This is a genomic window from Comamonadaceae bacterium OTU4NAUVB1 (genome assembly GCA_024372625.1).
In the GTDB taxonomy this organism is placed as follows: domain Bacteria; phylum Pseudomonadota; class Gammaproteobacteria; order Burkholderiales; family Burkholderiaceae_C; genus Variovorax.
Genome location: CP099605.1, coordinates 1182485 through 1207073 on the forward strand (window position 1 = coordinate 1182485; position 24589 = coordinate 1207073).

Sequence of the window (24589 nt, forward strand, 5' to 3'; positions counted from 1 at the left end):
GAACATGGCTGAAATCAAGAACTACACGCTCAACCTGGGCCCGCAGCATCCGGCCGCGCACGGCGTGCTGCGACTGGTGCTCGAGCTCGACGGCGAAGTCGTCCAGCGCGCCGATCCGCACATCGGTCTCCTGCACCGCGCGACCGAAAAGCTCGCCGAAGGCAAGACCTACATCCAGTCGCTGCCGTACATGGACCGACTCGACTACGTGTCGATGATGAGCAACGAGCACGCCTATTGCCTGGCGATCGAGAAGTTGCTCGGCCTCGAGGTGCCGATCCGTGCCCAGTACATCCGGGTCATGTTCGGCGAGATCACGCGTCTGCTCAATCACCTGATGTGGCTGGGTTCGCACGGCAACGATTGCGGCAGCTCGACGATCCTGATCTACGCATTCCGCGAACGCGAAGACCTGTTCGACGTCTACGAGGCGGTGTCGGGTGCGCGCATGCACGCGGCCTATTTCCGTCCGGGTGGCGTCTATCGGGATCTGCCCGACGCCATGCCGCAGTACAAGGTCAGCAAGATCAAGAACGCCAAGGCGCTGGCGCGAATGAACGAGAACCGCAGTGGTTCGGTGCTCGACTTCATCGATGACTTCACGCAGCGTTTCGCGAAACACGTGGCGGAGTACCACACGCTGCTGACCGACAACCGCATCTGGAAGCAGCGCACGGTGGGCATCGGCGTCATGTCGCCCGAACGCGCGCTCAATCTCGGATTGACCGGTCCGATGCTGCGTGGCTCCGGAATCGCCTGGGACCTGCGCAAGAAGCAGCCCTACGACGTCTACGACCGCATGGACTTCGACATTCCGGTGGGCAAGACAGGCGACTGCTACGACCGCTATCTGGTGCGGATGGAGGAGATGGTCCAGTCCAATCGCATCATCAAGCAGTGCGTGGACTGGCTGAAGGCGAATCCCGGCCCGGTCATCACCGACAACCACAAGGTCGCCGCACCGGCGCGCGAGTCGATGAAGGCCAACATGGAGGAGTTGATCCATCACTTCAAGCTCTTCACGGAAGGCTTCCACGTGCCCGAGGGCGAAGCCTACGCGGCGGTCGAGCACCCGAAGGGCGAGTTCGGCATCTACCTCATGAGCGACGGCGCCAACAAGCCCTACCGTCTGAAGATCCGTGCGCCCGGGTTCGCTCACCTCGCCGCACTCGACGAACTCACGCGCGGCCACATGATCGCCGACACCGTCGCCATCATCGGCACGCTCGACATCGTGTTTGGAGAAATCGACCGATGAACGACAACAGATCCAGCCCGGCGCCGGCGCAGTCGCTGTCGGAAGCCACGCACCAGCGCTTCGCGCGCGAGATCGCCAAATACCCGGCGGACCAGGCACAGTCGGCCGTCATGGCCTGTCTGGCGATCGTGCAGCAGGAGCATGGTCATGTCAGCGCGGACCACGAGAAGGTGATCGCCGATGTCCTCGGCATGCCTCAGATCGCGGTGCACGAGGTCACCACCTTCTACAACATGTACAACCAGCGGCCGATCGGCCGCTTCAAGCTCAACGTCTGCACCAACCTGCCGTGCCAACTGCGCGACGGCGAGAAGGCGTTGGCGCACCTGGAGAAGAAGCTGGGCATCGCCATGGGCGGAACGACCGACGACGGTCTGTTCACATTGCAGCAGAGCGAGTGCCTGGGCGCCTGCGCCGATTCGCCGGTGATGCTGGTCAACGACCGCACCATGTGCAGCTTCATGACGGGTGAAAAACTCGATCAACTCGTCGACGGGTTGCGCGCCTGTGCGCATTCGCCGGCTTCGAAAGGGGAGGTCGCATGACGCCCGATCAAGTGCTGGAACAGTTTCGCGCGACGGGTGTCCAGACCTGTTTCCACGACCGCCACATCGACCCGCAGATCTACGCCGGACTCGACGGCACCAACTGGCGTCTGGCCGACTATGAGGCACGCGGTGGCTATCAGGCGCTGCGCAAGATCCTGACGGAGGGCATGACGACCGATCAGGTGATCGCCGAAGTGAAGGCTTCCGGTCTTCGCGGTCGGGGCGGTGCCGGTTTTCCGACCGGGTTGAAGTGGAGCTTCATGCCGCGGCAGTTTCCGGGTCAGAAGTACCTCGTGTGCAATTCGGACGAAGGCGAACCGGGGACGTGCAAGGATCGCGACATCCTCCAGTTCAATCCGCACATCGTGATCGAAGGCATGGCCATCGCGGCCTTCGCCATGGGCATCAGCGTCGGCTACAACTACATCCACGGCGAGATCTTCGGCACCTACGAGCGCTTCGAGGAAGCGCTGGAAGAGGCGCGCGCGGCCGGCTACCTGGGCGACGGCATCATGGGCAGCGGCTACAACTTCCAGTTGCATGCCGCGCATGGCTTCGGTGCCTACATCTGCGGAGAGGAGACGGCGCTGCTCGAATCGCTCGAAGGCAAGAAGGGCCAGCCGCGCTTCAAGCCGCCGTTCCCGGCCAGCTTCGGCCTCTACGGCAAGCCGACGACGATCAACAACACGGAGACCTTCGCGGCCGTGCCATGGATCATCCGCAATGGGGGTCCGGCCTACCTCGCCTGCGGCAAGCCCAACAACGGCGGCACCAAGATCTACTCGGTCAGCGGGGACGTCGAGTCGCCAGGCAACTACGAAGTCCCGATGGGGACGCCGTTCGCCAAGCTGCTCGAACTCGCCGGTGGCGTGCGCAAGGGCCGTCAGCTCAAGGCCGTGATCCCGGGCGGATCTTCGTCGCCCGTCCTGCCGGCCGCCATCATGATGGACTGCACGATGGACTACGACTCGATCGCGAAGGCGGGCTCGATGCTGGGCTCCGGTGCGGTGATCGTCATGGACGACAGCCGTTCGATGGTGGAGTCCCTGCGGCGTCTGTCGTACTTCTACATGCACGAGTCCTGCGGTCAATGCACCCCGTGTCGCGAAGGCACCGGATGGCTCTGGCGCGTCGTCGACCGCATCCACAACGGGCATGGAAAACCCAGCGATATGGAATTGCTCAACTCGGTCGCCGACAACATCCAGGGCCGCACGATCTGCGCGCTCGGCGATGCCGCGGCGATGCCGGTGCGCGCCATGATCAAACATTTCCGCCACGAGTTCGAGGCATTGATCCCGGGCCACGTCGCCAAGACGCCCGCCAACGCCTGAGCACGAAACCGCGACATCGCGACACACACCTATGGTTGAAATCGAACTCGACGGCAAGAAGGTCGACGTGACCGAAGGCAGCATGATCATGCATGCGGCCGACAAGGCGGGCACGTACATCCCGCACTTCTGCTATCACAAGAAGCTCAGCATCGCGGCCAATTGCCGCATGTGCCTGGTGGACGTGGAAAAGGCGCCCAAGCCGATGCCGGCCTGCGCGACCCCCGTGACGCAGGGCATGATCGTTCGCACGAAGAGCGACAAGGCGATCAAGGCCCAGCAATCGGTGATGGAGTTCCTGCTCATCAATCACCCGCTGGACTGCCCGATCTGCGACCAGGGCGGCGAGTGCCAGTTGCAGGATCTGGCCGTGGGCTACGGCGGTTCCTCGTCCCGTTACGAGGAGGAGAAACGCGTCGTCTTCCACAAGGACGTCGGGCCGTTGGTCAGCATGGAGGAGATGACCCGCTGCATCCATTGCACGCGCTGCGTGCGCTTCGGCCAGGAAGTTGCCGGCGTGATGGAGCTGGGCATGATCCACCGGGGCGAGCACTCCGAGATCACGACCGTGGCGGGCGAGACCATCGACTCCGAGCTTTCGGGCAACATGATCGACGTCTGCCCGGTCGGTGCACTCACGAGCAAGCCGTTCCGCTACAGCGCCCGCACGTGGGAGCTGTCGCGCCGCAAGTCGGTCAGCCCGCACGACTCGACCGGTGCCAATCTGATCGTCCAGGTCAAGAACAACCAGGTCATGCGTGTCGTTCCGCTCGAGAACGAGGACGTGAACGAGTGCTGGCTCGCCGACCGTGACCGTTTCTCGTACGAAGCGCTCAACAGCAGCGAGCGCCTGCGCCAGCCCATGCTCAAGCAGGGCGGCCAATGGCAGGCCGTCGACTGGCAGACGGCGCTGGAATACGTGGCCAACGGCCTTCGTCAGATCAAGGCCGACCATGACGCGTCCGCGATCGGTGCGCTGGTCAGCCCGCACAGCACCGTCGAGGAACTGTCGCTGGCGACCAAGCTGGTGCGAGGACTGGGCAGCGAGAACATCGACTACCGCCTGCGCAACGCCGATTTTGGCGCGTCCAAGAACATTCGCTGGCTCGGCACTTCGATCGCATCGCTGACGAACCTCCAGCGCGTGCTCGTGATCGGCTCGAACCTGCGCAAGGATCATCCCTTGTTCGCGCAGCGCATCCGTCAGGCCGCGCGCAAGGGTGCCGCCATCGGCGTGATCGCATCGCAACGCGAACTCGCCTCGCACGACGCGTGGGCCATGCCGCTGGCCAACGTCCACACGGCCGCTGCGGGCGACTGGGTCCGGGCCCTGGCGGACGTGGCCACGGCCATCGGCTCGGAGAAGGGCGAGGCCGCGCCGGTCCACGGCGAAGCGACCGACACCGCCAAGGCAATCGCGACGTCGCTGCTCGGCGGCGAACGCAAGGCCATCCTGCTCGGGAATGCCGCCGCGCATCATGCGGATGCATCTCGCCTGCTCGCGCTTGCGCAATGGATCGGCGTGCACACCGGCGCCAGCGTGGGTTACCTGACCGAGGCTGCCAACACGGTCGGTGCCCAATGGGTCGGCGCGTTGCCCGGCGAAGGCGGCCTGAATGCGGCGCAGATGCTCGCCGGTGGCGTCAAGGCGCTGCTGCTCGTGAACAACGAGCCCGAGTTCGATTCCGCAGCCGGGGCCGGTGTGCGTGCCGGCCTGGAACACGCCCAGATGGTCGTCACGCTCAGTCCGTTCAAGGCCAACCTCGCCTTCAGCGACGTGTTGCTGCCGATCGCTCCGTTCTCCGAGACGCCGGGCACGTTCGTGAATGCCGAGGGACGCATCCAGAGCTTCCATGCGGTGACCAAGCCGCTGGGCGATACCCGGCCCGCCTGGAAGGTGCTGCGCGTGCTTGCGAACTTGATGGGTGTGCAGGGCTTCGACTTCGAGACCGTCCAGGACGTGCTCGCGCACGTGCTCGGCACGGCCGAGAACCAGAAGGCGACCCACGTGCCAGCCGTGCTGCTGGGCAACGTGCCGCCGGAAGATTTCGATCTCGCTTCCGCGCCGGTCGAGAACGTCGCCGAACCGGTGGTCGCACCGATCTATGAACTCGACGGCCTGACGCGCCGTGCACCATCGTTGCAGCTGACCGCCGATGGGCGCGGCAGCCGGCACGCCGCCAAGGGCGTGCCCGAGGGCCAGCACGTGACGCTCGACGAGGTGGCTGCATGATCGATTCGATTCACGCCTTCGGTCAGGGACTGATCTCGGCGCGCTGGTGGACGGTCGGTGGGTGGCCCATGATCTGGTCGCTCATCAAGATCATCTGCGTGCTGCTGCCGCTGCTCGGTGCGGTGGCCTACCTGACGTTGTGGGAGCGCAAGTTCCTTGGCTGGATCCAAGTCCGCCACGGCCCCAACCGGGTCGGTCCGATGGGTCTGCTGCAGCCCATCGCCGATGCCGTCAAGTTGCTGACCAAGGAAATGATCAGCCCGACCGCGGCGAGTCCCGGCCTGTTCCGGCTCGGTCCGATCATGGCGATCATGCCGGCGCTGGCCGCGTGGGTTGCCATCCCCTTCGGTCCGGAGGCCATCCTGGCCAACGTCAATGCCGGCCTGCTGTTGATCATGGCGATCACCTCGATCGAGGTGTACGGCGTGATCATCGCCGGTTGGGCGTCGAATTCGAAGTATGCCTTCCTGGGCGCCATGCGTGCCTCGGCACAGATGGTGAGCTACGAAATCGCGATGGGCTTCTGCCTCGTCGTGGTGATCATGGTCACGGGCAGCCTGAAGCTGGGTGACGTGGTGAGCGCGCAAGGGGTGGGCATGGGTGCCTCGATGGGCCTCGGGTTCCTGTCCTGGAACTGGCTGCCCCTGCTGCCGATCTTCATCGTCTACGTGATCTCCGGCGTCGCCGAGACCAATCGTCATCCCTTCGACGTCGTCGAAGGCGAAGCGGAGATCGTGGCTGGTCACATGGTCGAGTATTCGGGCATGGGCTTCGCCATCTTCTTCCTGGCCGAGTACGCCAGCATGTGGCTGGTGTCGATCCTGGCGGCGTTGATGTTCCTGGGAGGCTGGCTGTCACCGGTCGGGTTCCTCGACTTCATCCCCGGTTGGATCTGGCTCGGGCTGAAGACGTTCTTCGTGGTATCCACCTTCATCTGGATCCGCGGCACTTTCCCGCGCTTCCGTTACGACCAGATCATGCGTCTGGGCTGGAAGATCTTCATTCCGGTCACCCTGGTGTGGCTGCTGGTGGTCGGGGGCTGGATGCAGACGCCCTGGAACATCTGGAAATAAGCGGAGCAACACACGATGTCTTCATCCACCACGGTCGCCGCGGCGCCGTCGAAATCCGCCTTCTCGGTCGGGGATTTCCTCAAGAGCTTCATGCTCGCCGAACTGTTCAAGGGCATGGTCCTGACGGGACGCTATGCGTTCCGCCGCAAGATCACGGTCCAGTTCCCCGAGGAGAAGACCCCCCTGTCGCCACGCTTTCGCGGTCTGCATGCCTTGCGCCGCTACGAGAACGGCGAAGAGCGCTGCATCGCCTGCAAGCTGTGCGAGGCCGTGTGTCCCGCGGTCGCGATCACGATCGAGTCGGATGTGCGCGACGACGGTTCGCGCCGCACCACGCGCTACGACATCGACCTGACCAAGTGCATCTTCTGCGGCTTCTGCGAGGAAAGCTGCCCGGTCGACTCGATCGTCGAGACGCACATCCTGGAGTACCACGGCGAGAAGCGCGGTGATCTGTACTTCACTAAGGAGATGCTGCTCGCCGTCGGCGACCGGTACGAGACCGAGATCGCGGCCAACAAGGCCGCGGACGCGAAATACCGTTGAACGACGGACGCCCCAAAGAAAAGCATCCATGGACGTCAAGACCGGCTTCTTCTATCTGTTCTCGATCGTGCTGCTCTTCGCGGCCTTTCGCGTCGTCACCGCACGCAACCCCGTGCACGCGGTGCTCTACCTCATGCTGGCGTTCTCGCAGGCCTCGGCCGTGTGGCTGCTGCTCGAGGCGGAATTCCTGGCCATCGTGCTGGTCCTCGTGTACCTGGGCGCCGTGATGGTGCTGTTCCTGTTCGTCGTGATGATGCTCGACCTCAACATCGACAGCTTGCGGCAAGGCTTCTGGAAGCATTTCCCATTGGCCGCGCTCATCGGCGTGGTCATCGCGCTGGAAATGGCCTACGTCCTGATGGGTGGTTTCCGCGAGATGCCGATCGCCGTCCAGGCGGGTGCCGCGCAGGTTTCCAACACCAAGGCTCTCGGCCTGCTGCTCTATACCGAGTACCTGTACCCGGTGCAGATCGCCGCGGTGATCCTGGTGGTCGCCATGATCGCGGCGATCGCGCTCACGCTGCGCCAGCGCAAGGACAGCAAGTTCATCGACGTCAGCACGCAGATCCACGTGAAGGCGCGCGATCGACTGAGCATCGTGAAGCTCGATGCCACCCGCACGGCGCCGCCCGCGCCGGTCGAGGCACCCGCCGCCGCTCCCGTGGAGAAGAAGCCATGACCCTGACCCTTTCCCACTATCTGACGCTGGGCGCGATCCTGTTCTCGATGTCGGTGATCGGCATCTTCCTGAACCGCAAGAACCTGATCGTCCTGCTGATGTGCGTCGAGCTGATGCTGTTGGCCGTCAACATGAATTTCGTCGCGTTCTCGCACTACCTGGGCGACATGCACGGCCAGATCTTCGTGTTCTTCATCCTGACCGTGGCGGCCGCCGAATCGGCCATCGGGCTGGCACTCCTGGTGCTGCTGTTCCGCAACAAGTCGACGATCAGCGTCGACGAGTTGAATTCGCTCAAGGGCTGAGTCTTTTCTTATGAGCGCAACTCTCTCCGCATCCACGCTGTTGGTCGTACCCATGGCGCCCCTGGTGGGCGCCGCCCTGGCGGGTCTGTTCGGCACGAAATTCGGTGGCGACCACCTCGGCCGGAAGGTCACGCACAGCCTCACGATCCTTGGCGTGCTGATCGCCTTCGTCATCTCGGCATCGACGCTGCGCAGCGTGATCGTCGACGGCGCCCGCTTCAACGAGACGCTCTACACCTGGATGGTGGTGGGCGGTCTGAAGATGGAAGTTGGCTTCCTGGTCGACGGCCTGACCGCCATGATGATGTGCGTCGTGACCTTCGTCTCGCTGATGGTGCACATCTACACCATCGGCTACATGGAGGAAGACGAAGGCTACAACCGTTTCTTCGCCTACATCTCCCTGTTCACGTTCTCCATGCTGATGCTCGTGATGAGCAACAACATGCTTCAGCTGTTCTTCGGCTGGGAGGCCGTGGGCCTTGTGTCGTACCTGCTGATCGGCTTCTGGTTCAACAAGCCGACCGCGATCTTCGCCAACATGAAGGCTTTTCTGGTCAACCGCGTGGGCGACTTCGGCTTCATCCTGGGCATCGGTCTGATCGCGGCCTATGCGGGCACGCTGAACTACGGCGAAGCCTTCGCCAAGGCCGATACGCTGGCGGCGCTGACGTTCCCGGGCACGCAGTGGATGCTGGTGACCGTGATCTGCATCTGCCTGTTCATCGGGGCGATGGGCAAGAGCGCGCAGTTCCCGCTGCATGTCTGGCTGCCCGACTCGATGGAAGGCCCGACACCCATCTCGGCGCTCATCCACGCCGCGACGATGGTCACGGCCGGCATCTTCATGGTGGCGCGCATGTCGCCGCTGTTCGAATTGAGCGACACGGCCTTGAGCTTCATCCTGGTGATCGGTGCCATCACGGCGCTGTTCATGGGCTTCCTGGGCATCATCCAGAACGACATCAAGCGGGTCGTCGCCTATTCGACATTGTCCCAGCTCGGCTACATGACGGTGGCGCTCGGCGCTTCGGCGTACTCGGTGGCGGTGTTCCACCTGATGACGCACGCGTTCTTCAAGGCGCTGCTGTTCCTGGGCGCCGGCTCGGTCATCATCGGCATGCACCACAACCAGGACATCCGCTGGATGGGTGGCGTGCGCAAGTACATGCCGATCACCTGGATCACGTCCCTGCTGGGTTCGCTGGCGCTGATCGGCACGCCGCTGTTCTCGGGCTTCTATTCCAAGGACAGCATCATCGAGGCCGTCCACGAGAGCCATCTCGCCGGTGCCGGCTTCGCGTACTTCGCCGTCCTCGCCGGCGTGTTCGTGACGGCGTTCTATTCGTTCCGCATGTACTTCCTGGTCTTCCACGGCAAGGAACGCTACGACCAGAATCCGGACGCACACCATGCGCATCATTCCGACGAGGAGCCGCTGGATGCCCACGGCGACGGCCACGGCGCGCACGCGACGACCGCGCACGCAGCGACCCACGACGCTCACCATGGTCATGGCCACGACGAGAAGCCGCATGAATCTCCCTGGGTGGTTTGGCTGCCCCTGGTGCTCCTGGCGATTCCCTCGGTGGTCATCGGCTTCCTGACCATCCAGCCGATGCTCTACGGCGAGTTCTTCAAGGACGCGATCTTCGTGAACCTCGACAAGCACCCGGCGATGCGCGAGATGGCGGAGGCCTTCCACGGTCCGCTGGCAATGGCGCTGCATGGACTGACGACGGCGCCGTTCTGGCTCGCGCTCGCCGGTGTCGTGCTCTCCTACTACATGTACATGATCAACCCGGCGTTGCCGGCGGCGATCAAGCGCGGCTTCGGCCCGGTCTACCGTCTGCTGGAAAACAAGTACTACCTCGACTGGATCAACGAGAACATCGTGGCACGCGGCGCGCGCGCGCTGGGCACCGCCTTCTGGAAGGGCGGGGATCAGGCCGTCATCGACGGCGCGATCGTCAACGGCTCCTGGCGCACCATCGGCCGCATTGCCGGCGCCGTGCGCGGCGTGCAGTCGGGCTACATCTATCACTACGCGATGGCGATGTTGCTGGGCATCTTTCTGCTCATGACGTATTTCGTCTGGTTCAACAAATAAGCGCTGCGCTGGAGAACAATAAAAATGGGTTTGTTGAGCCTTGCCATCTGGATGCCGATCGCGATCGGCACCCTGTTGCTGGCGTTCGGCCGGAACAGTGCGAACGTCGTGCGCTGGGTCGCGCTCCTCGGGTCGATCGCCAGCTTCGTCGTGACGCTGCCGCTCTACACGAGGTTCCAGAACGGAACCTCGGCGATGCAGTTCGTCGAGAAGACGCCCTGGATCGATCGTTTCAACATCAACTATCACGTGGGGGTCGACGGGATCTCGCTGTGGCTGGTGCTGTTGACCGCCTTCATCACGGTCATCGTGGTGATCTCGGCCTGGGAAGTGATCACCGAGCGCGTGAACCAGTACATGGGCGCTTTCCTGATCCTGTCGGGTCTGATGATCGGCGTGTTCGCCGCGCTCGACGGACTGCTGTTCTATGTCTTCTTCGAAGCCACGCTGATCCCGATGTACCTGATCATCGGCATCTGGGGGGGGCCGAACAAGATCTACGCGGCATTCAAGTTCTTCCTGTACACGCTGCTGGGCTCGCTGCTCATGCTGGTCGCGTTGATCTACCTGTACAACAAGTCGGGCGGCAGCTTCGACATCCTGACGTGGCACCGGCTCCCCCTGACCGGCAGCGCGCAGACGTTCCTGTTCTTCGCCTTCTTCGCGGCCTTCGCGGTGAAGGTGCCGATGTTCCCGGTCCACACCTGGCTGCCCGACGTGCACGTCGAGGCGCCCACGGGTGGTTCCGCCGTGCTGGCCGCGATCATGCTGAAGTTGGGCGCCTACGGCTTCCTGCGCTTCTCGATGCCCATCGCGCCCGACGCCTCGCGTGAATGGGCCTGGCTGATGATCGCGCTCTCGCTCGTCGCCGTCATCTATGTCGGCCTCGTGGCCCTGGTGCAGAAGGACATGAAGAAGCTGGTGGCGTACTCGTCCGTCGCCCACATGGGTTTCGTGACGCTCGGCTTCTTCATCTTCAACGACCTGGGCGTCTCCGGCGGCATCGTCCAGATGGTGGCGCACGGCTTCGTCTCCGCGGCCATGTTCCTGGGCATCGGCGTCCTGTACGACCGCGTGCATTCGCGCCAGATCGCCGACTACGGCGGCGTGGTGAACACGATGCCCAAGTTCGCCGCGTTCGCGCTGCTCTTCGCCATGGCCAATTGCGGCCTGCCGGGCACGGCCGGTTTCGTGGGCGAATGGATGGTCATCCTGGGCGCGATCAAGTCGAATTTCTGGATCGGACTCGGCGCTTCCTCGGCGCTGATCTTCGGTGCCGCCTATACGCTGTGGATGTACAAGCGCGTCTACCTCGGTCCGGTGGGCAATCATCACGTCGAGGAACTCAAGGACATCAACGCGCGTGAATTCCTCATGCTGTCCTTGCTGGCGATCGCGGTGCTGTGGATGGGCCTGTATCCGAAACCTTTCACCGATGTGATGGACGTGTCCGTGGCCGATTTCCTGCGGCACGTGGCGATGTCCAAGTTGCCTTGATCACGCTGAAGAAGAGAACGAGATGATTGACAAACTCAGCTGGATCGCGATCTATCCGGAAATCGTGCTGCTGGTCATGGCCTGCATCATTGCGCTGGTCGACCTGTCCTCGACCGACGCGCGCCGCACGCGCACCTACATCCTCACGATGCTCACGCTCGCCGTAGTGGCGGCGCTGACGGGTTCCAACGCGGCCGCCGGTCGCACGATCTTCGGGTTCGGCGGCATGGTCTTGAGCGATCCGATGGGCAACTGGCTCAAGTGCTTCGCCACGCTCGCGCTGATGGTCAGCCTGGTCTACGGGCGACCTTACGCGGGTGATCGCGGCATGCTGCGCGGCGGCGAGATCTTCACGATCAGCATGCTGTCGCTCCTGGGAATGTTCGTCATGATCTCGGGCAGCAATTTCCTGCTGATCTACCTGGGGCTGGAACTGCTGACGTTGTCGAGTTACGCGCTCGTGGCCCTGCGCCGCGACGACGCGACGGCCAGCGAGGCGGCCATGAAGTATTTCGTGCTCGGCGCGATGGCCAGCGGTTTCCTGCTGTACGGGTTGTCGATGATGTACGGCGCCACGGGTTCGCTCGACGTCGTCGAGGTGTTCCGCGCCATCGCCAGCCGGCAGGTCAATCACCAGGTGCTGGTGTTCGGGCTGGTCTTCATCGTGGCCGGACTGGCGTTCAAGGTCGGCGCGGCGCCGTTCCACATGTGGGTGCCCGACGTCTACCAGGGCGCACCGACCGCGATCACGCTGCTCATCGGCGCGGCGCCCGAACTCGCCGCCTTCGGCATCATCATCCGGTTGCTGGTCGAGGGACTGCTGCCATTGGCCTTCGACTGGCAGCAGATGCTCGCGGTGCTCGCCGTGGCGTCGCTGCTGGTGGGCAATTTGGCGGCCATCGCCCAGACCAACCTGAAGCGGATGCTGGCCTATTCGACCATCGCGCAGATGGGATTCATGCTGCTGGGCATGGTCGGTGGCGTGGTGGGCGACAACGCGTCGAACACCGGCCTGGCCTACAGCGCCGCCATGTTCTACGTCGTGACCTACGTGCTGACCACGCTGGCGAGCTTCGGCATCATCCTGCTGCTGGCCCGTGAGGGATTCGAGAGCGAGGAGATCTCCGACCTGGCCGGCCTCAACCAGCGCAGCCCGTTCTACGCCGGAGTGATGGCGGTGGCGATGTTCTCGCTGGCCGGTCTGCCGCCACTCGTGGGTTTCTACGCCAAACTGGCCGTGCTGCAGGCACTCATCGCATCGGGCCAGGCGGCCTACATCGCCATGGCGGTCTTCGCGGTGGTGATGTCGCTGATCGGCGCGTTCTACTACCTTCGCATCGTGAAGGTCATGTACTTCGACGCACCGGCCGCCACGGCGCCGGCGGTGACCAGCGCGGGCGACGTCCGGGTCGTGCTGGCGCTCAACGGCGCGCTGATCCTGGTGCTCGGCATCCTGCCCGGCGGTCTCATGGACCTGTGCGCACGCGCCATCGCGGCGACGCTGGCCAACTGATCCGCGCGCGGTGGCGTCCTCGCAGAGCGTGTCGGTCTGGCTCGTGCTTGCGATCGCGCTCTTCGCCGCCAACCTCCCGTTCCTGACCGAGCGGTTCCTCGGATTGCTGCCACTGCCGGCGGCCTGGGCGCCGTCCAAGTCGCTCGCGCTGCGGTTGCTCGAACTGGTGCTGCTGTACGGGTTGACCGGTGCGGTCGGCCTGCTGTTCGAGAAGCGGGCCGGGCAGATCGCGACGCAGGGTTGGGAGTTCTATGCGGTCACCGGTGCCCTGTTCATCGTGCTGGCCTTTCCCGGGTTCACATGGCGGTACCTGCTCAAGCGCCGCCATGCTCCCGCCTGATTCAACCGCCGGCTTCCGGCTTCCATCGCCATGATTCCTTCCACCGCCGCCTCGTCGAGCGAATCGCACCTGGTCGAGGAGGGCACGTCCAGCGAAGTGCTGGTGAACGGCAACTTCCTCAAGGCGCGCCGCGACACGGTGCGCCTGCCCGACGGCGGGACCTCCACGCGCGAGTACGTGGTCCATCCGGGTGCCGTGGTGGTCGTGCCGCTGCTCGACGACGGACGCGTGGTGCTGGAGCGTCAGTACCGCTATCCGGTCGGTCGGGTGCTGACCGAATTCCCCGCCGGCAAGCTCGACGTCGGTGAAGATCCCTTCGTCTGCGGTCGACGCGAGTTGCTGGAGGAAACCGGCTACACCGCCCGGGAGTGGGCGAGCGCGGGGTTGATGCATCTGGCGGTCGCCTATTCGACCGAGGTGATCCACGTCTACTTCGCGCGCGGTCTGTCGCTGGGCGAGCGTCGCCTCGACATCGGGGAGTTCGTGGACGTCTTCACGGCGACGCCGGATGAACTCATCGGCTGGTGCCGCGATGGCACCGTGACCGACGCCAAGACGCTGACCTGCACGCTGTGGCTGCAGAACGTCTTGTCCGGTGCATGGCCACTCGATTGGCAGGTGTTCGCCGCGGAGGACGCCGCCGGATAATCCGGCCCATGAAGGTTCTCGATCTGCGCTGCGAACACGGCCACGGCTTCGAAGGCTGGTTCGCGTCCGGCGAGGCCTTCGAGGATCAGCGGACGCGCGGGCTCGTGGAATGTCCGGTATGCGGCGCGACGACGGTCGTCAAGCTGCTGGCCGCACCCCGGCTCAACCTGAGTGGGGCACGGGCGCCATCGACGAGTGGCGAGGGGGCGAAGCGCGGCGCCGAACCGTCGCCGCCGGCCGCTGCGGACGCCAGTGTGCAGGCGCGCTGGATGAGCGCGGTGCGCCACGTGCTGGCGAACACGGAGAACGTCGGCGACCGTTTCCCCGAGGAAGCCCGGAAAATGCACTATGGCGAGGCCGACGAGCGCGCGATCCGGGGCCGCGCGACGCGCGCGGAAGCCCAAGCCTTGCGCGACGAAGGCATCGAGGTGGTGCCCTTGCCGATCCCACCGGGCACCAAGGAGACGCTTCAGTAGCCGGGCGGGGCGGCGGGACTAGACGGCGAACTGCAGCGCGGCCAGCCGGGCGTAGACGCCACCCCGTGCCACCAGCGCCGCGTGCGTGCCCTGTTCGACGACCTCGCCATGGTCGAGCACCACGATGCGGTCGGCCTTCTGGACCGTCGCCAGACGGTGGGCGATGACCACGGTCGTGCGTCCGTTCATCGCCGATTCGAGCGCCGCCTGCACCATCCGTTCGCTTTCGGCATCGAGCGCGCTGGTGGCTTCGTCGAGCAGCAGCAGCGGCGGGTTCTTCAGGATGGCGCGCGCGATCGCGATGCGCTGGCGCTGTCCGCCCGAGAGCCGCACGCCGCGTTCGCCCAGGAAGGTGTCGTAGCCCTCGGGCAGGGCGCGCAGGAAGTCGTCCGCGAAGGCGGCGCGGGCGGCGGCGTGCACTTCGTCGGCGGTGGCGTCGGGGCGGCCGTAGCGGATGTTCTCGAACGCGCTGGCCGAGAAGATCACCGAGTCCTGCGGCACCAGCCCGATGCGGTGCCGGAGGTCCTCCAGCGCCAGCGTGTCCAGCGGCGCGCCGTCCAGGGCGATGCGTCCTGCCTGCGGGTCGTAGTAGCGCAGCAGCAGCTGGAAGACCGTGCTCTTGCCGGCGCCGCTCGCACCCACCAGCGCCACGGTCTCGCCCGGCGCCACGCGCAGGCTGACGTCGCGCAACGCGGGCAGTCCGGGGCGGGACGGGTAGTGGAAGGTCACCGCGTCGAGCGCGATGGCGCTGCCGCCGCTCGGCGCGGTGGCCATCGCCGGGCGCGCGGGCGAGGCGATGTCCGAGCGCGAGTGCAGCAGTTCCATCAGGCGCTCGGTCGCGCCGGCGGCGCGCAGCAGGTCGCCGTAGACCTCGCCGAGCACGGCCGCGGCGCTCGCCAGGATCAGCACGTACACCACCGTCTGCCCCAGGTGGCCGGCCGTGATGCGGCCGTCGAGCACCGCCTGCGTGCCCTGGTAGAGGCCCCACAGCAAGGCCGCCGAGGTGGCGATGATGATGAACGCCACCAGCACCGAACGCGCCTTGGCGCGGCGCACGGCGGTGCGAAAGGCGTCGTGCGTGGAGGCGTCGAAGCGCGCCGCCTCGCGCGCCTCCGACGTGTAGCTCTGGACGACGGGTATCGCGTTGAGCACTTCGGCGGCGATGGCGCTCGAGTCCGCGACGCGGTCCTGGCTGGCGCGCGAGAGCTTGCGCACGCGCCGGCCGAACCACATGCTGGGCACCACGACCAGCACCAGCCCGCCGAGCACCTGCACCATGACGTAGGGGTTGGTCCACACCAGCACCGCGAGCGCGCCGATGCCCATCACCGCGTTGCGCAGTCCCATGCTGAGCGACGAACCGACGACGGTCTGCACCAGCGTCGTGTCGGCCGTGAGGCGCGAGAGCACCTCGCCGGTCTGGGTGGTCTCGAAGAACGCCGGACTCTGGCGCAGCACGTGCGCGTACACCGCGTTGCGCAGGTCGGCCGTGATGCGCTCGCCCAGCCAGCTGACGGTATAGAAGCGCGCCGCCGAGAACAGCCCCAGCGCCACCGCCACGGCGAACAGGGCGCCGAAATGCTCGCGCAGCGCCAGCGTCTGGGCACTGCGGTCGCCCGGCACCAGACCGCCGTCGATCAGCGTGCGCAGTGCCAGCGGGAACACCAGCGTGGTCACCGCCGCCAGCACCAGGAACAGCCCCGCGAGCCCGATCTGCAGACGGTAGGGGCGAAGGAACGGGAGGAGGCCTGACAGGGACTTGGGTGAGCCCTTGGCGGCGGTGCGGGAAGCGGAATCGGCCATGCTCGAATTCTACCCAACGGTTGCAGCTGCAAAGGCAGCCTTGACAATGGTTGCCTAAGCAATTAATATCGGCGTCCGATGCAAGACAACGATTCCATGCCATCGCCGGCGCCGCCACGCGCCGCCGCGCCCGACTTCTACCGGCCGGAGAGCTATGCCGCCGAGGACAGCGTGGGCTACCTCATGCGGCGGGTCCTCAACGCCATGAGCCAGGCGGTCGACGGCCAGCTGTGCAAGCCCGACTCGCCCACGTACCCGCAGTGGCTGCCGCTGCACAAGCTGCACGTCGGCAAGGCGCAGACCGTGGCCGAGCTGGCGCGCGAATGCATGCTCGACGCAGGGTCGATGACCCGTCTGCTCGACCGCCTGGAGGCCAAGGGGCTGTGCCGCCGGGTGCGATCGGTGACCGACCGGCGCGTGGTCAACATCGAACTGACCGATGAAGGCAGCGCGGCGGCCCAGCAGGTGCCCGAAGTGCTTTGCAAGGTGCAGAACGAGTTCCTCGCCGGTTTCGAGGCCGACGAATGGAACCAGCTCAAGGGCTATCTGCGTCGCATCCTCGACAACACGCAGGCCTACGCGGCCCAGGCAGGAAAGAAATGACTCCCCGACTCCCATCGTCCGCCGCCATGACCTTCGCGGCCACCGTCGTCGCCGCGGTCGTCGCGGCTCTGACGCTGACACTCACCGGCTGCGCCGACATGGCCGGCATCGACTCGCACGCCCGCCTGCGCGACGCCGCGTCGCTCGGTCTCGGCGCCGAGGCCACCGCCCATGCGCCGCCGCCCGCCGACCCGGCCGAGGCGCGGGCCGCCGCGATCCCCGGCGCGATGCTGCCCGATGCGCGCTGGTGGGTCGGCTTCGGCGACGCCCGACTCGACGCCCTGGTGGCGGAGGCGCTGGCCGACAGCCCGAACCTGCGCTCGGCCCAGGCCCGCCTGGCGCGCGCGCAGGCGGCCATCTCGAACGTCGAGGCGGCGTCGCGGCCCCAGGTCAACGGCGCATTCGACGCGACGCGCCAGAAGTTCAGCGGCAACTACATCTATCCGGCGCCGCTGGGCGGCTCGGTGCGCGACATCGGCACGCTTCAGGTCGGCGGCAGCTGGGAACTCGACTTCTTCGGCAAGAACCGCGCCGCGCTGGACGCCGCGCTCGGCGGCGCCAACGCGGCGGCGGCCGAGGCCGATGCGGCCGCCGTGCTGCTGGCGGCCAACGTGGCGCGCGGCTACGCGCAGTGGGCGCGGTTGTCCGACCAGCTCGCCGTCGCCCGCCGCACGCTCGCGCAGCGCGACGAGACGCTGCGCCTGGTGCGCGACCGCGTCGCGGCCGGCCTCGACACGCGGCTCGAACTGCGCCAGAGCGAAGGCGGCCTGCCCGAGGCGCGCCAGCAGATCGAGGCGCTGGCCGAGCAGATCGAGATCGCCCAGCATGCGCTCGACGCGCTGGTGGGCCGCCCGGGCGCGACGCGCGCGCTGGCGGCGCCGACCCTGGCATCGATCCGGGGCCTGACGCTCGCACCGGACATCCCGGCCGACCTGCTCGGCCGCCGTGCCGACATCGCCGCCGCGCGCTGGCGCGTGGAGGCCGCGCGCGGCGACGTCGCCAACGCGCGCACGCTGTTCTATCCCAACGTCAGCCTGACGGCCTTCGTCGGGGCGGCGAGCCTGGGCCTGGGCAAGCTGGTCGAGTCGGGCAGCGGCCAGTGGGGCGTGGGCCCGGCGGTGCGCCTGCCGATCTTCGAGGGCGGACGCCTGCGCGCCAACCTGCGCGGGCGCGCCGCCGACCTGGACGCCGCCATCGAGAGCTACAACGCCAGCGTGATCGACGCCGTGCGCGATGCCGCCGACCGTGCGAGCAGCGCCCGGTCCGTGGTGCGCCAGCAGGCCGAGCAGCGCGACGCGCAGACCGCCGCCGAAGGCGCCTACGACATCGCCGTGCAGCGCTACCGCGCCGGGCTGGGCAACTACCTCAACGTGCTGACGGCCGAGACCGCCGTGCTGGCGCAGCGGCGCCAGGGCGTCGACCTGGCCTGGCGCGCGATCGACACGCAGGTCGGCCTGGCGCAGGCGCTCGGCGGCGGCTGGCTGCCAGCGACCGCGACGGCCGCCACCGATCGCGCATCGCGCAGCCTGACGACGAGCGCCGCCCTCGCCACGGCCCGACCCTGAACCCGAACACCGTCCGAATCCGACCTGAGAGAATCCAGATGAACAACGACAACGCATCCGTCGCGCCATCGTCCCCCGCTGCCGCCCCCGCCCTGGCGCCCGCTCCCAACGGCAACAAGCGTCGCCGCGCGCTGACCGGCCTGGCCGCCGTCGTGGTGCTCGCCGGCGGGGCCTGGGGCCTGTACGAATGGCTCGTGGCCAGCCACTACGAAACCACCGACAACGCCTACGCCCAGGGCAACGTGATCCAGATCACGCCGCAGATGCCGGGCACCGTGATGGCGATCCTGGCCGACGACACCGACTTCGTGAAGGCCGGCCAGCCGCTGGTGCGGCTCGATCCGGCCGATGCGAAGGTGGCGCTGGAGCAGTCCGAGGCGGCGCTCGCGCAGGCCGTCCGCCAGGTGCGCACGCTCTACGCCAACAACGGCTCGCTGGCCGCTCAGGTGACCCTGCGTCAGTCCGACATCGTCAAGGCGCAGAGCGACATCGCCCGCGCCCAGGACGACCTGAGGCGCCGTCAGGCGCTGACCGGCAACGGGGCGGTGTCCAAGGAAGAGCTCGACCACGCCGAGACCACGCTGGCCAATGCGCGCAGCGCCCTGGCCGCGGCCCAGGCCGGCGTGCTGGCCGCGCGCGAGCAGCTCGCGAGCAACCAGTCGCTCACCGAAGGCACCAGCGTCGCCCAGCATCCCAGCGTGCTGGCGGCGGCGGCGCGGGTGCGCGAGGCGTGGCTGGGCACGCGGCGCGCCGAACTGCCCGCGCCGGTCGACGGGTACGTCGCGCGGCGCACCGTGCAGCTCGGCCAGCGCGTGGCCGCGGGCACGCCGATGATGTCGATCGTGCCGCTCGACCAGCTCTGGGTCGACGCCAACTTCAAGGAAGTGCAGCTGCGCAACATCCGCATCGGCCAGCCGGTCAAGCTCACCGCCGACCTCTACGGCAAGAAGGTCGAGTACGACGGCAAGGTCGCCGGCCTGGGCGTGGGCACCGGCGCGGCCTTCGCGCTGCTGCCGGCGCAGAACGCGACGGGCAACTGGATCAAGGTGGTGCAGCGGGTGCCCGTGCGCATCGCGCTGACGCCCGAGCAGCTCAAGGCCAATCCGCTGCGCGTGGGCCTGTCGATGGACGCCGAGATCGACGTCACGCAGAAGGACGGCCGCTCGCTGGCCGATGCGCCGCGCGTCACGCCGCTGGCGCAGACGCAGGTCTACAGCGCGGTCGACAACGGCGCCGACGCCGAGGTCGAACGCATCATCGCGGCCAACCTGGGCCGCGCCGCGGCGACGTTGCCGGCGTCCAACCGGCCGCCGGCGGGGCGGACACCGGCGCCGTCGGCCGCCGGGGGCGGCGCCTCCGTCGCCCAACGCGACGCCGCGCACGGCTGAGGCCCCGGTCACCGCCATGGCCACCGCTTCCGCCAGCGCCGCCGCGCCCGCAGCCCAGGCGGCGCCGGCGCACATCACCTACCCGCCGCTCGAAGGCTCCGCACGCGTCTGGGGCACGATCGCGCTGTCCGCGGCGACCTTCATGAACGTGCTCGATTCGTCGATCGCCAATGTGTCGCTGCCCGCCATCGCGGGCGACCTGGGCGTGAGCTCGACGCAGGGCACCTGGGTCATCACCAGCTTCGCCGTGGCCAACGCCATCGCCGTGCCGCTGACCGGCTGGCTGACCCAGCGCTTCGGCCAGGTGCGGCTGTTCATGGCCAGCGTGATCCTGTTCATGGTCGCCTCGCTGCTGTGCGGGCTCGCGCCCAACATGACCACGCTGATCGCCTTCCGGGCGCTGCAGGGCTTCGTCGCCGGGCCGATGATCCCGCTGTCGCAGACGCTGCTGCTGTCGAGCTATCCGCGCGCCAAGGCCGGCCTGGCGATGGCGATGTGGTCGATGACCACGCTCGTCGCGCCGGTGATGGGACCGCTGCTGGGCGGCTACATCACCGACAACATCTCGTGGCCGTGGATCTTCTACATCAACATCCCCGTGGGCATCGCCTCGGCCACCATCACCTGGGCGCTCTATCGCAAGCGCGAGAGCAACACGCGCAAGCTGCCGATCGACTCGGTCGGGCTGGCGCTGCTGGTGCTGTGGGTGGGGGCGATGCAGCTGATGCTCGACAAGGGCAAGGAGCTGGACTGGTTCAACTCCCCCGAGGTCGTGACGATGGCGGTGGTGGCGGTGGTCGGCTTCGCCTTCTTCATGATCTGGGAGCTGACCGAGCAGCATCCGGTGGTCGACCTGTCGCTGTTCAAGCGCCGCAATTTCTGGGCCGGCGCCACGGCCACGGCCGTGGGCTACGGGCTGTTCTTCGGCAACGTCGTGCTGCTGCCGCTGTGGCTGCAGCAGTACATGGGCTACACGGCCACGCAGGCGGGCATGGTGCTGGCGCCCGTCGGGGCGCTGGCGATCGTGCTGTCGCCGGTGGTGGGCATGACGGTGGCGAAGGTCGATCCGCGGCGCTACGCCACGTTCTCGTTCCTCGTCTTCGCGCTGGTGCTGTGGATGCGCTCGAACTTCAACACGCAGGCCGACATCGCCACCATCATGGTGCCCACCATCGTGCAGGGGGTGGCGATGGCGTTCTTCTTCATCCCGCTGGTGACGCTGACGCTGTCGGGCCTCACGCCCGACCGCATCCCGGCGGCCTCGGGCCTGTCGAATTTCCTGCGGATCACGGCCGGCGCCATGGGCACCTCGATCGCGACCACGCTGTGGGAGCGTCGCGCGACCGTGCACCATGCGCAGCTCGCCGAGTCGATCAACCAGGGCAACGCCGCGGCGACCAGCGCGCTGGGCGGACTCACCGGCGGCGGGTTCAGTCCCGACCAGGCGCTGGCGCAGGTCGGCCGCATCGTCGACCAGCAGGCCTTCATGCTGGCGGCCAACGACATCTTCTACGCCTCGGCCGTGCTGTTCATCTTCCTGGTGCCGCTGGTCTGGCTGGCGCGGCCGCAGATGGGGGGCGCCGGGGCCGCCGACGCGGCGGCGGGCGCGCACTGACGCCCTCGGGACCGGCCCGGAGGGTGGGCCTTCACTGCAGTGCAGCATAGGCATTTGCCCCAGTAGGCAAGGGCGGGGCGCTCGCGACAATGGCGCGGCGCCCACGTCGGGCGCGAACCGAAGCCCGCCATGACCGACCTTTCCCTTCCTTTTTCGAGCGCCCGCGCGAGATGAGCGACATCATTCTCGAGACCCGCCAGCTCACCAAGGAATTCAAGGGCTTCACCGCGGTCAGCAAGGTCGACCTCCAGGTCGCGCGCGGTTCGATCCATGCGTTGATCGGACCCAACGGCGCGGGCAAGACGACCTGCTTCAACCTGCTGACGAAGTTCCTCGAACCGACCTCCGGCACCATCCTGTTCAACGGCCAGGACATCACCGGCGAGCGCCCGGCGCAGATCGCGCGGCGCGGCATCATCCGCTCGTTCCAGATCTCCGCCGTGTTCCCGCACCTCACGCTGCTGGAGAACGTGCGCCTGGGCCTGCAGCGCGCCCTGGGCACCTCCTACCACTTCTGGAAGAGCGAGCGGTCGCTCAAGCCCCTGGACATCCGCGCGCGCGCGCTGCTCGCCGAGGTCGGCCTGGACGACCTGGCCGACGAGATGACCGTGAACCTGCCCTACGGCCGCAAGCGGGCCCTGGAGATCGCCACCACGCTGGCCATGGACCCCGAACTCATGCTGCTGGACGAACCCACGCAGGGCATGGGCCACGAGGACGTGCACCGCGTGGCCGAACTCATCAAGCGCGTCTCGGCCGGGCGCACCATCCTGATGGTCGAACACAACATGAGCGTGGTCTCCACCATCGCCGACACCATCACCGTGCTCCAGCGCGGCGCCGTGCTGGCCGAAGGCCCGTACGCCGAGGTCTCGCGCAACCCCCAGGTCATGGAGGCCTACATGGGCACCACCGACGGCCAGCTGCAGGGAGCGCACTGACATGACCGCCGCACTCGAGATCAAGGGCCTGCAGGCCTGGTACGGTGAATCGCACGTGCTCCACGGCGTCGACATGGTCGTGCAGCCGGGCGAGGTCGTGACGCTGCTGGGGCGCAACGGCGCCGGGCGCACCACCACCATGCGCGCCGTGATGGGCCTGACCGGCGCGCGCAAGGGCAGCATCCGGGTCAACGGCACCGAGACCGTCTCGATGCCCACCCACCGCATCGCCCACCTGGGCATCGGCTACTGCCCCGAGGAACGCGGCATCTTCGCCAGCCTGTCGGCCGAGGAGAACCTGATGCTGCCGCCCGCCCTCAAGGGGGCCGGGCCGGGCATGTCGATCGACGAGATCTACGCGATGTTCCCCAACCTCGCCGAGCGCCGCCACAGCCAGGGCACGCGCCTGTCGGGCGGCGAGCAGCAGATGCTCGCGGTCGCGCGGATCCTGCGCACGGGCGCCAAGCTGCTGCTGCTCGACGAGATCTCCGAGGGCCTGGCGCCGGTGATCGTGCAGGCGCTCGCCCGCATGATCACGATGCTGCGCGGCAAGGGCTACACGGTGGTCATGGTGGAGCAGAACTTCCGGTTCGCGGCACCGCTGGCGGACCGCTTCTACGTGATGGAGCACGGCCGCATCGTGGAGCAGTTCGGCGCGGCCGAACTCGCCGCCAAGATGCCGGTCCTCAACGAGCTGCTGGGCGTCTGAGACGTTCCGGCGACTTCCTTTTCCCTGTTTTCGATTCCCCTGACGGAGCTTCATTCCATGCAAAGACGACTCACCGCCCTCGCACTCGCCATCGGCGCCCTGACCCTGGCCGCTTCCGCCGCGCAGGCGCAGGAAAAGGTCAAGATCGGCTTCATCACCGACATGTCCAGCCTGTACGCCGACGTGGAGGGCAAGAACGGCGCGGTCGCCATCCAGATGGCGATCGACGACTTCGGCGGCAAGGCGCTGGGCCAGCCGATCGAGCTGCTCACGGCCGATCACCAGAACAAGGCCGACATCGCCGCGAGCAAGGCCCGCGAGTGGATCGACACGGCCGGCGCGACCATGATCTTCGGCGGCACCAACTCCGGCACGGCGCTGGCCACCGCCAAGGTCGCGGCGGAGAAGAAGCGCGTCTACTTCAACAACGGCGCGGGCACCTCCGCGCTGACCAACGACCAGTGCACGCCCTACACCGTGCACTACGCCTACGACACCGTGGCGCTGGCCAAGGGCACGGGCGGCGCGGTGGTCGAGCGCGGCGGCAAGAGCTGGTTCTTCCTGACGGCCGACTACGCCTTCGGCCAGGCGCTGGAGACCGACACCACGGCCGTCGTCAAGGCCAAGGGCGGCACGGTGGCCGGCTCGGTGCGCCATCCGCTCAACGCCTCGGACTTCTCTTCGTTCCTGCTGCAGGCGCAGAACTCCAAGGCGCAGATCCTGGGCCTGGCCAACGCGGGCGGCGACACCATCAACGCCATCAAGGCGGCGCGCGAGTTCGGCATCAACAAGACCATGAAGACCGCCGGCCTGCTGGTGTTCCTGACCGACATCCACAGCCTGGGCCTGAAGAACACCGAAGGCCTGCTGCACACCACCAGCTGGTACTGGGACCTGAACGACGACACGCGCAAGTTCGCCAACGCGTTCTTCGCCAAGACCAAGCGCATGCCCACCGACGTCCAGGCCGCCGACTACTCGGCCACCATGACCTACCTGAAGGCCGTCGCCGCCGTCAAGACCACCGACTCCGACAAGGTCATGGCGCACCTGAAGAGCACGCCTATCGACGACTTCTACGGCAAGGGCCAGATCCGCGCCGACGGCAGCTTCATCCACGACATGTACCTGGTCGAGGCGAAGGCGCCGGCCGAGTCGAAGAAGCCGTGGGACTACCTCAAGGTGATCGCCAAGCTGCCGGGCGACCAGGTCTTCACGACGAAGGCCGAGAGCAAGTGCGCGCTCTGGAAGTAGAGCCCGCCTCCAGGCTCGCGCACGTCGTGCCGTAGCGCCGAGCCCCTTCCGGGGGGCGACACCGGCGGCCCGGCGCAGCCGGCCCCGGCTTGTTCCTGGCCTTGGACGGCTCGGTGCTGACGCACCCTTGCCCTTGAATTCGTTCCCGGAG

General features: G+C 66.9%; 22 protein-coding genes. 21 read left to right on the top strand and 1 reads right to left on the bottom strand.

Annotation, left to right across the window (positions count from 1 at the left end; genetic code table 11):
• The first annotated feature begins 4 nt into the window (after nt 1–4).
• The 14 genes from NF681_08930 to NF681_08995 are packed head-to-tail and all read left to right on the top strand — an operon-like array spanning nt 5 to nt 14560.
• Nucleotides 5–1258: an NADH-quinone oxidoreductase subunit D gene (locus NF681_08930; GenBank protein UST55277.1), complete on the top strand. Its 1254-nt coding sequence runs from the start codon at nt 5–7 to the stop codon at nt 1256–1258.
• Nucleotides 1255–1803, top strand: a complete 549-nt coding sequence (nuoE, locus tag NF681_08935; protein ID UST55278.1) for an NADH-quinone oxidoreductase subunit NuoE — start codon at nt 1255–1257, stop codon at nt 1801–1803. Before NF681_08930 ends, nuoE begins: the two co-directional genes overlap by 4 nt.
• Complete coding sequence (nuoF, locus tag NF681_08940; protein ID UST55279.1) at nt 1800–3140, top strand: NADH-quinone oxidoreductase subunit NuoF; 1341 nt, start codon at nt 1800–1802, stop codon at nt 3138–3140. Before nuoE ends, nuoF begins: the two co-directional genes overlap by 4 nt.
• 31 nt (nt 3141–3171) lie before the next feature.
• Nucleotides 3172–5373 carry an NADH-quinone oxidoreductase subunit NuoG gene (gene nuoG, locus NF681_08945; GenBank protein UST55280.1) on the top strand — a complete coding sequence of 734 codons (2202 nt, stop codon included), beginning with the start codon at nt 3172–3174 and terminating at the stop codon, nt 5371–5373.
• Nucleotides 5370–6446, top strand: a complete 1077-nt coding sequence (gene nuoH, locus NF681_08950; protein ID UST55281.1) for an NADH-quinone oxidoreductase subunit NuoH — start codon at nt 5370–5372, stop codon at nt 6444–6446. Before nuoG ends, nuoH begins: the two co-directional genes overlap by 4 nt.
• Before the next feature lie 15 nt (nt 6447–6461).
• Entirely contained in the window at nt 6462–6992 is a 531-nt protein-coding gene (gene nuoI / locus NF681_08955) for an NADH-quinone oxidoreductase subunit NuoI (GenBank protein UST55282.1), read from the top strand.
• Between the two features lie 28 nt (nt 6993–7020).
• Nucleotides 7021–7671 carry an NADH-quinone oxidoreductase subunit J gene (locus tag NF681_08960; GenBank protein UST55283.1) on the top strand — a complete coding sequence of 217 codons (651 nt, stop codon included), beginning with the start codon at nt 7021–7023 and terminating at the stop codon, nt 7669–7671.
• Nucleotides 7668–7976, top strand: a complete 309-nt coding sequence (nuoK, locus tag NF681_08965) for an NADH-quinone oxidoreductase subunit NuoK (protein UST55284.1) — start codon at nt 7668–7670, stop codon at nt 7974–7976. The genes NF681_08960 and nuoK overlap by 4 nt, the downstream gene beginning before the upstream one ends.
• A gap of 10 nt (nt 7977–7986) precedes the next feature.
• Nucleotides 7987–10086, top strand: a complete 2100-nt coding sequence (gene nuoL / locus NF681_08970) for an NADH-quinone oxidoreductase subunit L (protein UST55285.1) — start codon at nt 7987–7989, stop codon at nt 10084–10086.
• A 24-nt stretch (nt 10087–10110) separates the two neighbouring features.
• Nucleotides 10111–11583 carry an NADH-quinone oxidoreductase subunit M gene (locus tag NF681_08975; protein ID UST55286.1) on the top strand — a complete coding sequence of 491 codons (1473 nt, stop codon included), beginning with the start codon at nt 10111–10113 and terminating at the stop codon, nt 11581–11583.
• Between the two features lie 22 nt (nt 11584–11605).
• Nucleotides 11606–13096, top strand: coding sequence for an NADH-quinone oxidoreductase subunit NuoN (nuoN, locus tag NF681_08980; protein UST55287.1), 1491 nt, complete (start codon nt 11606–11608; stop codon nt 13094–13096).
• Between the two features lie 10 nt (nt 13097–13106).
• Nucleotides 13107–13436, top strand: coding sequence for a DUF2818 family protein (locus tag NF681_08985; protein UST55288.1), 330 nt, complete (start codon nt 13107–13109; stop codon nt 13434–13436).
• A gap of 30 nt (nt 13437–13466) precedes the next feature.
• Entirely contained in the window at nt 13467–14084 is a 618-nt protein-coding gene (locus NF681_08990; protein ID UST55289.1) for an NUDIX hydrolase, read from the top strand.
• 8 nt (nt 14085–14092) lie between these two features.
• Entirely contained in the window at nt 14093–14560 is a 468-nt protein-coding gene (locus NF681_08995; protein ID UST55290.1) for a DUF1178 family protein, read from the top strand.
• Nucleotides 14561–14578: 18 nt separating this feature from the next.
• Here the strand turns inward: NF681_08995 and NF681_09000 are convergent, their stop codons facing one another.
• Nucleotides 14579–16363 (bottom strand): ABC transporter transmembrane domain-containing protein, encoded by a 1785-nt coding sequence (locus NF681_09000; protein UST55291.1) that lies wholly within the window; start codon nt 16361–16363, stop codon nt 14579–14581.
• Nucleotides 16364–16459: 96 nt separating this feature from the next.
• Here NF681_09000 and NF681_09005 point away from each other — a divergent pair, with 96 nt between their 5' ends.
• The 7 genes from NF681_09005 (at nt 16460) to NF681_09035 (ending at nt 24438) form a co-directional block, all read left to right on the top strand.
• Nucleotides 16460–16966: a MarR family transcriptional regulator gene (locus NF681_09005; GenBank protein ID UST55292.1), complete on the top strand. Its 507-nt coding sequence runs from the start codon at nt 16460–16462 to the stop codon at nt 16964–16966.
• Nucleotides 16963–18531, top strand: coding sequence for an efflux transporter outer membrane subunit (locus NF681_09010; GenBank protein UST55293.1), 1569 nt, complete (start codon nt 16963–16965; stop codon nt 18529–18531). Before NF681_09005 ends, NF681_09010 begins: the two co-directional genes overlap by 4 nt.
• A gap of 38 nt (nt 18532–18569) precedes the next feature.
• The gene (locus NF681_09015) at nt 18570–19919 is read left to right on the top strand and encodes an efflux RND transporter periplasmic adaptor subunit (GenBank protein UST55294.1); all 1350 of its coding nucleotides are present in this window, start codon (nt 18570–18572) and stop codon (nt 19917–19919) included.
• 16 nt (nt 19920–19935) lie between these two features.
• A complete protein-coding gene (locus tag NF681_09020; protein ID UST55295.1) occupies nt 19936–21534 on the top strand; it encodes a DHA2 family efflux MFS transporter permease subunit in 1599 nt (532 codons plus the stop codon).
• 170 nt (nt 21535–21704) lie between these two features.
• Entirely contained in the window at nt 21705–22475 is a 771-nt protein-coding gene (locus NF681_09025; GenBank protein ID UST55296.1) for an ABC transporter ATP-binding protein, read from the top strand.
• A 1-nt stretch (nt 22476) separates the two neighbouring features.
• On the top strand, nt 22477–23184 hold the full coding sequence (locus NF681_09030) for an ABC transporter ATP-binding protein (GenBank protein ID UST55297.1): 708 nt from the start codon (nt 22477–22479) through the stop codon (nt 23182–23184).
• 57 nt (nt 23185–23241) lie between these two features.
• Complete coding sequence (locus tag NF681_09035; protein ID UST55298.1) at nt 23242–24438, top strand: ABC transporter substrate-binding protein; 1197 nt, start codon at nt 23242–23244, stop codon at nt 24436–24438.
• Nucleotides 24439–24589 lie beyond the last annotated feature (151 nt).

Coding starts and splice junctions, on each gene's coding strand:
- NF681_08990 (UST55289.1), top strand. CDS start 13,467: ATGATTCCTTCCACCGCCGCCTCGTCGAGCGAATCGCACCTGGTCGAG.
- NF681_09015 (UST55294.1), top strand. CDS start 18,570: ATGAACAACGACAACGCATCCGTCGCGCCATCGTCCCCCGCTGCCGCC.
- nuoH (UST55281.1), top strand. CDS start 5,370: ATGATCGATTCGATTCACGCCTTCGGTCAGGGACTGATCTCGGCGCGC.
- nuoN (UST55287.1), top strand. CDS start 11,606: ATGATTGACAAACTCAGCTGGATCGCGATCTATCCGGAAATCGTGCTG.
- NF681_09035 (UST55298.1), top strand. CDS start 23,242: ATGCAAAGACGACTCACCGCCCTCGCACTCGCCATCGGCGCCCTGACC.
- nuoL (UST55285.1), top strand. CDS start 7,987: ATGAGCGCAACTCTCTCCGCATCCACGCTGTTGGTCGTACCCATGGCG.
- NF681_09025 (UST55296.1), top strand. CDS start 21,705: ATGAGCGACATCATTCTCGAGACCCGCCAGCTCACCAAGGAATTCAAG.
- NF681_09000 (UST55291.1), bottom strand. CDS start 16,363: ATGGCCGATTCCGCTTCCCGCACCGCCGCCAAGGGCTCACCCAAGTCC.
- NF681_09005 (UST55292.1), top strand. CDS start 16,460: ATGCCATCGCCGGCGCCGCCACGCGCCGCCGCGCCCGACTTCTACCGG.
- NF681_08930 (UST55277.1), top strand. CDS start 5: ATGGCTGAAATCAAGAACTACACGCTCAACCTGGGCCCGCAGCATCCG.
- nuoI (UST55282.1), top strand. CDS start 6,462: ATGTCTTCATCCACCACGGTCGCCGCGGCGCCGTCGAAATCCGCCTTC.
- nuoG (UST55280.1), top strand. CDS start 3,172: ATGGTTGAAATCGAACTCGACGGCAAGAAGGTCGACGTGACCGAAGGC.
- nuoE (UST55278.1), top strand. CDS start 1,255: ATGAACGACAACAGATCCAGCCCGGCGCCGGCGCAGTCGCTGTCGGAA.
- NF681_08995 (UST55290.1), top strand. CDS start 14,093: ATGAAGGTTCTCGATCTGCGCTGCGAACACGGCCACGGCTTCGAAGGC.
- nuoK (UST55284.1), top strand. CDS start 7,668: ATGACCCTGACCCTTTCCCACTATCTGACGCTGGGCGCGATCCTGTTC.
- NF681_08960 (UST55283.1), top strand. CDS start 7,021: ATGGACGTCAAGACCGGCTTCTTCTATCTGTTCTCGATCGTGCTGCTC.
- NF681_09010 (UST55293.1), top strand. CDS start 16,963: ATGACTCCCCGACTCCCATCGTCCGCCGCCATGACCTTCGCGGCCACC.
- NF681_09030 (UST55297.1), top strand. CDS start 22,477: ATGACCGCCGCACTCGAGATCAAGGGCCTGCAGGCCTGGTACGGTGAA.
- nuoF (UST55279.1), top strand. CDS start 1,800: ATGACGCCCGATCAAGTGCTGGAACAGTTTCGCGCGACGGGTGTCCAG.
- NF681_08975 (UST55286.1), top strand. CDS start 10,111: ATGGGTTTGTTGAGCCTTGCCATCTGGATGCCGATCGCGATCGGCACC.
- NF681_09020 (UST55295.1), top strand. CDS start 19,936: ATGGCCACCGCTTCCGCCAGCGCCGCCGCGCCCGCAGCCCAGGCGGCG.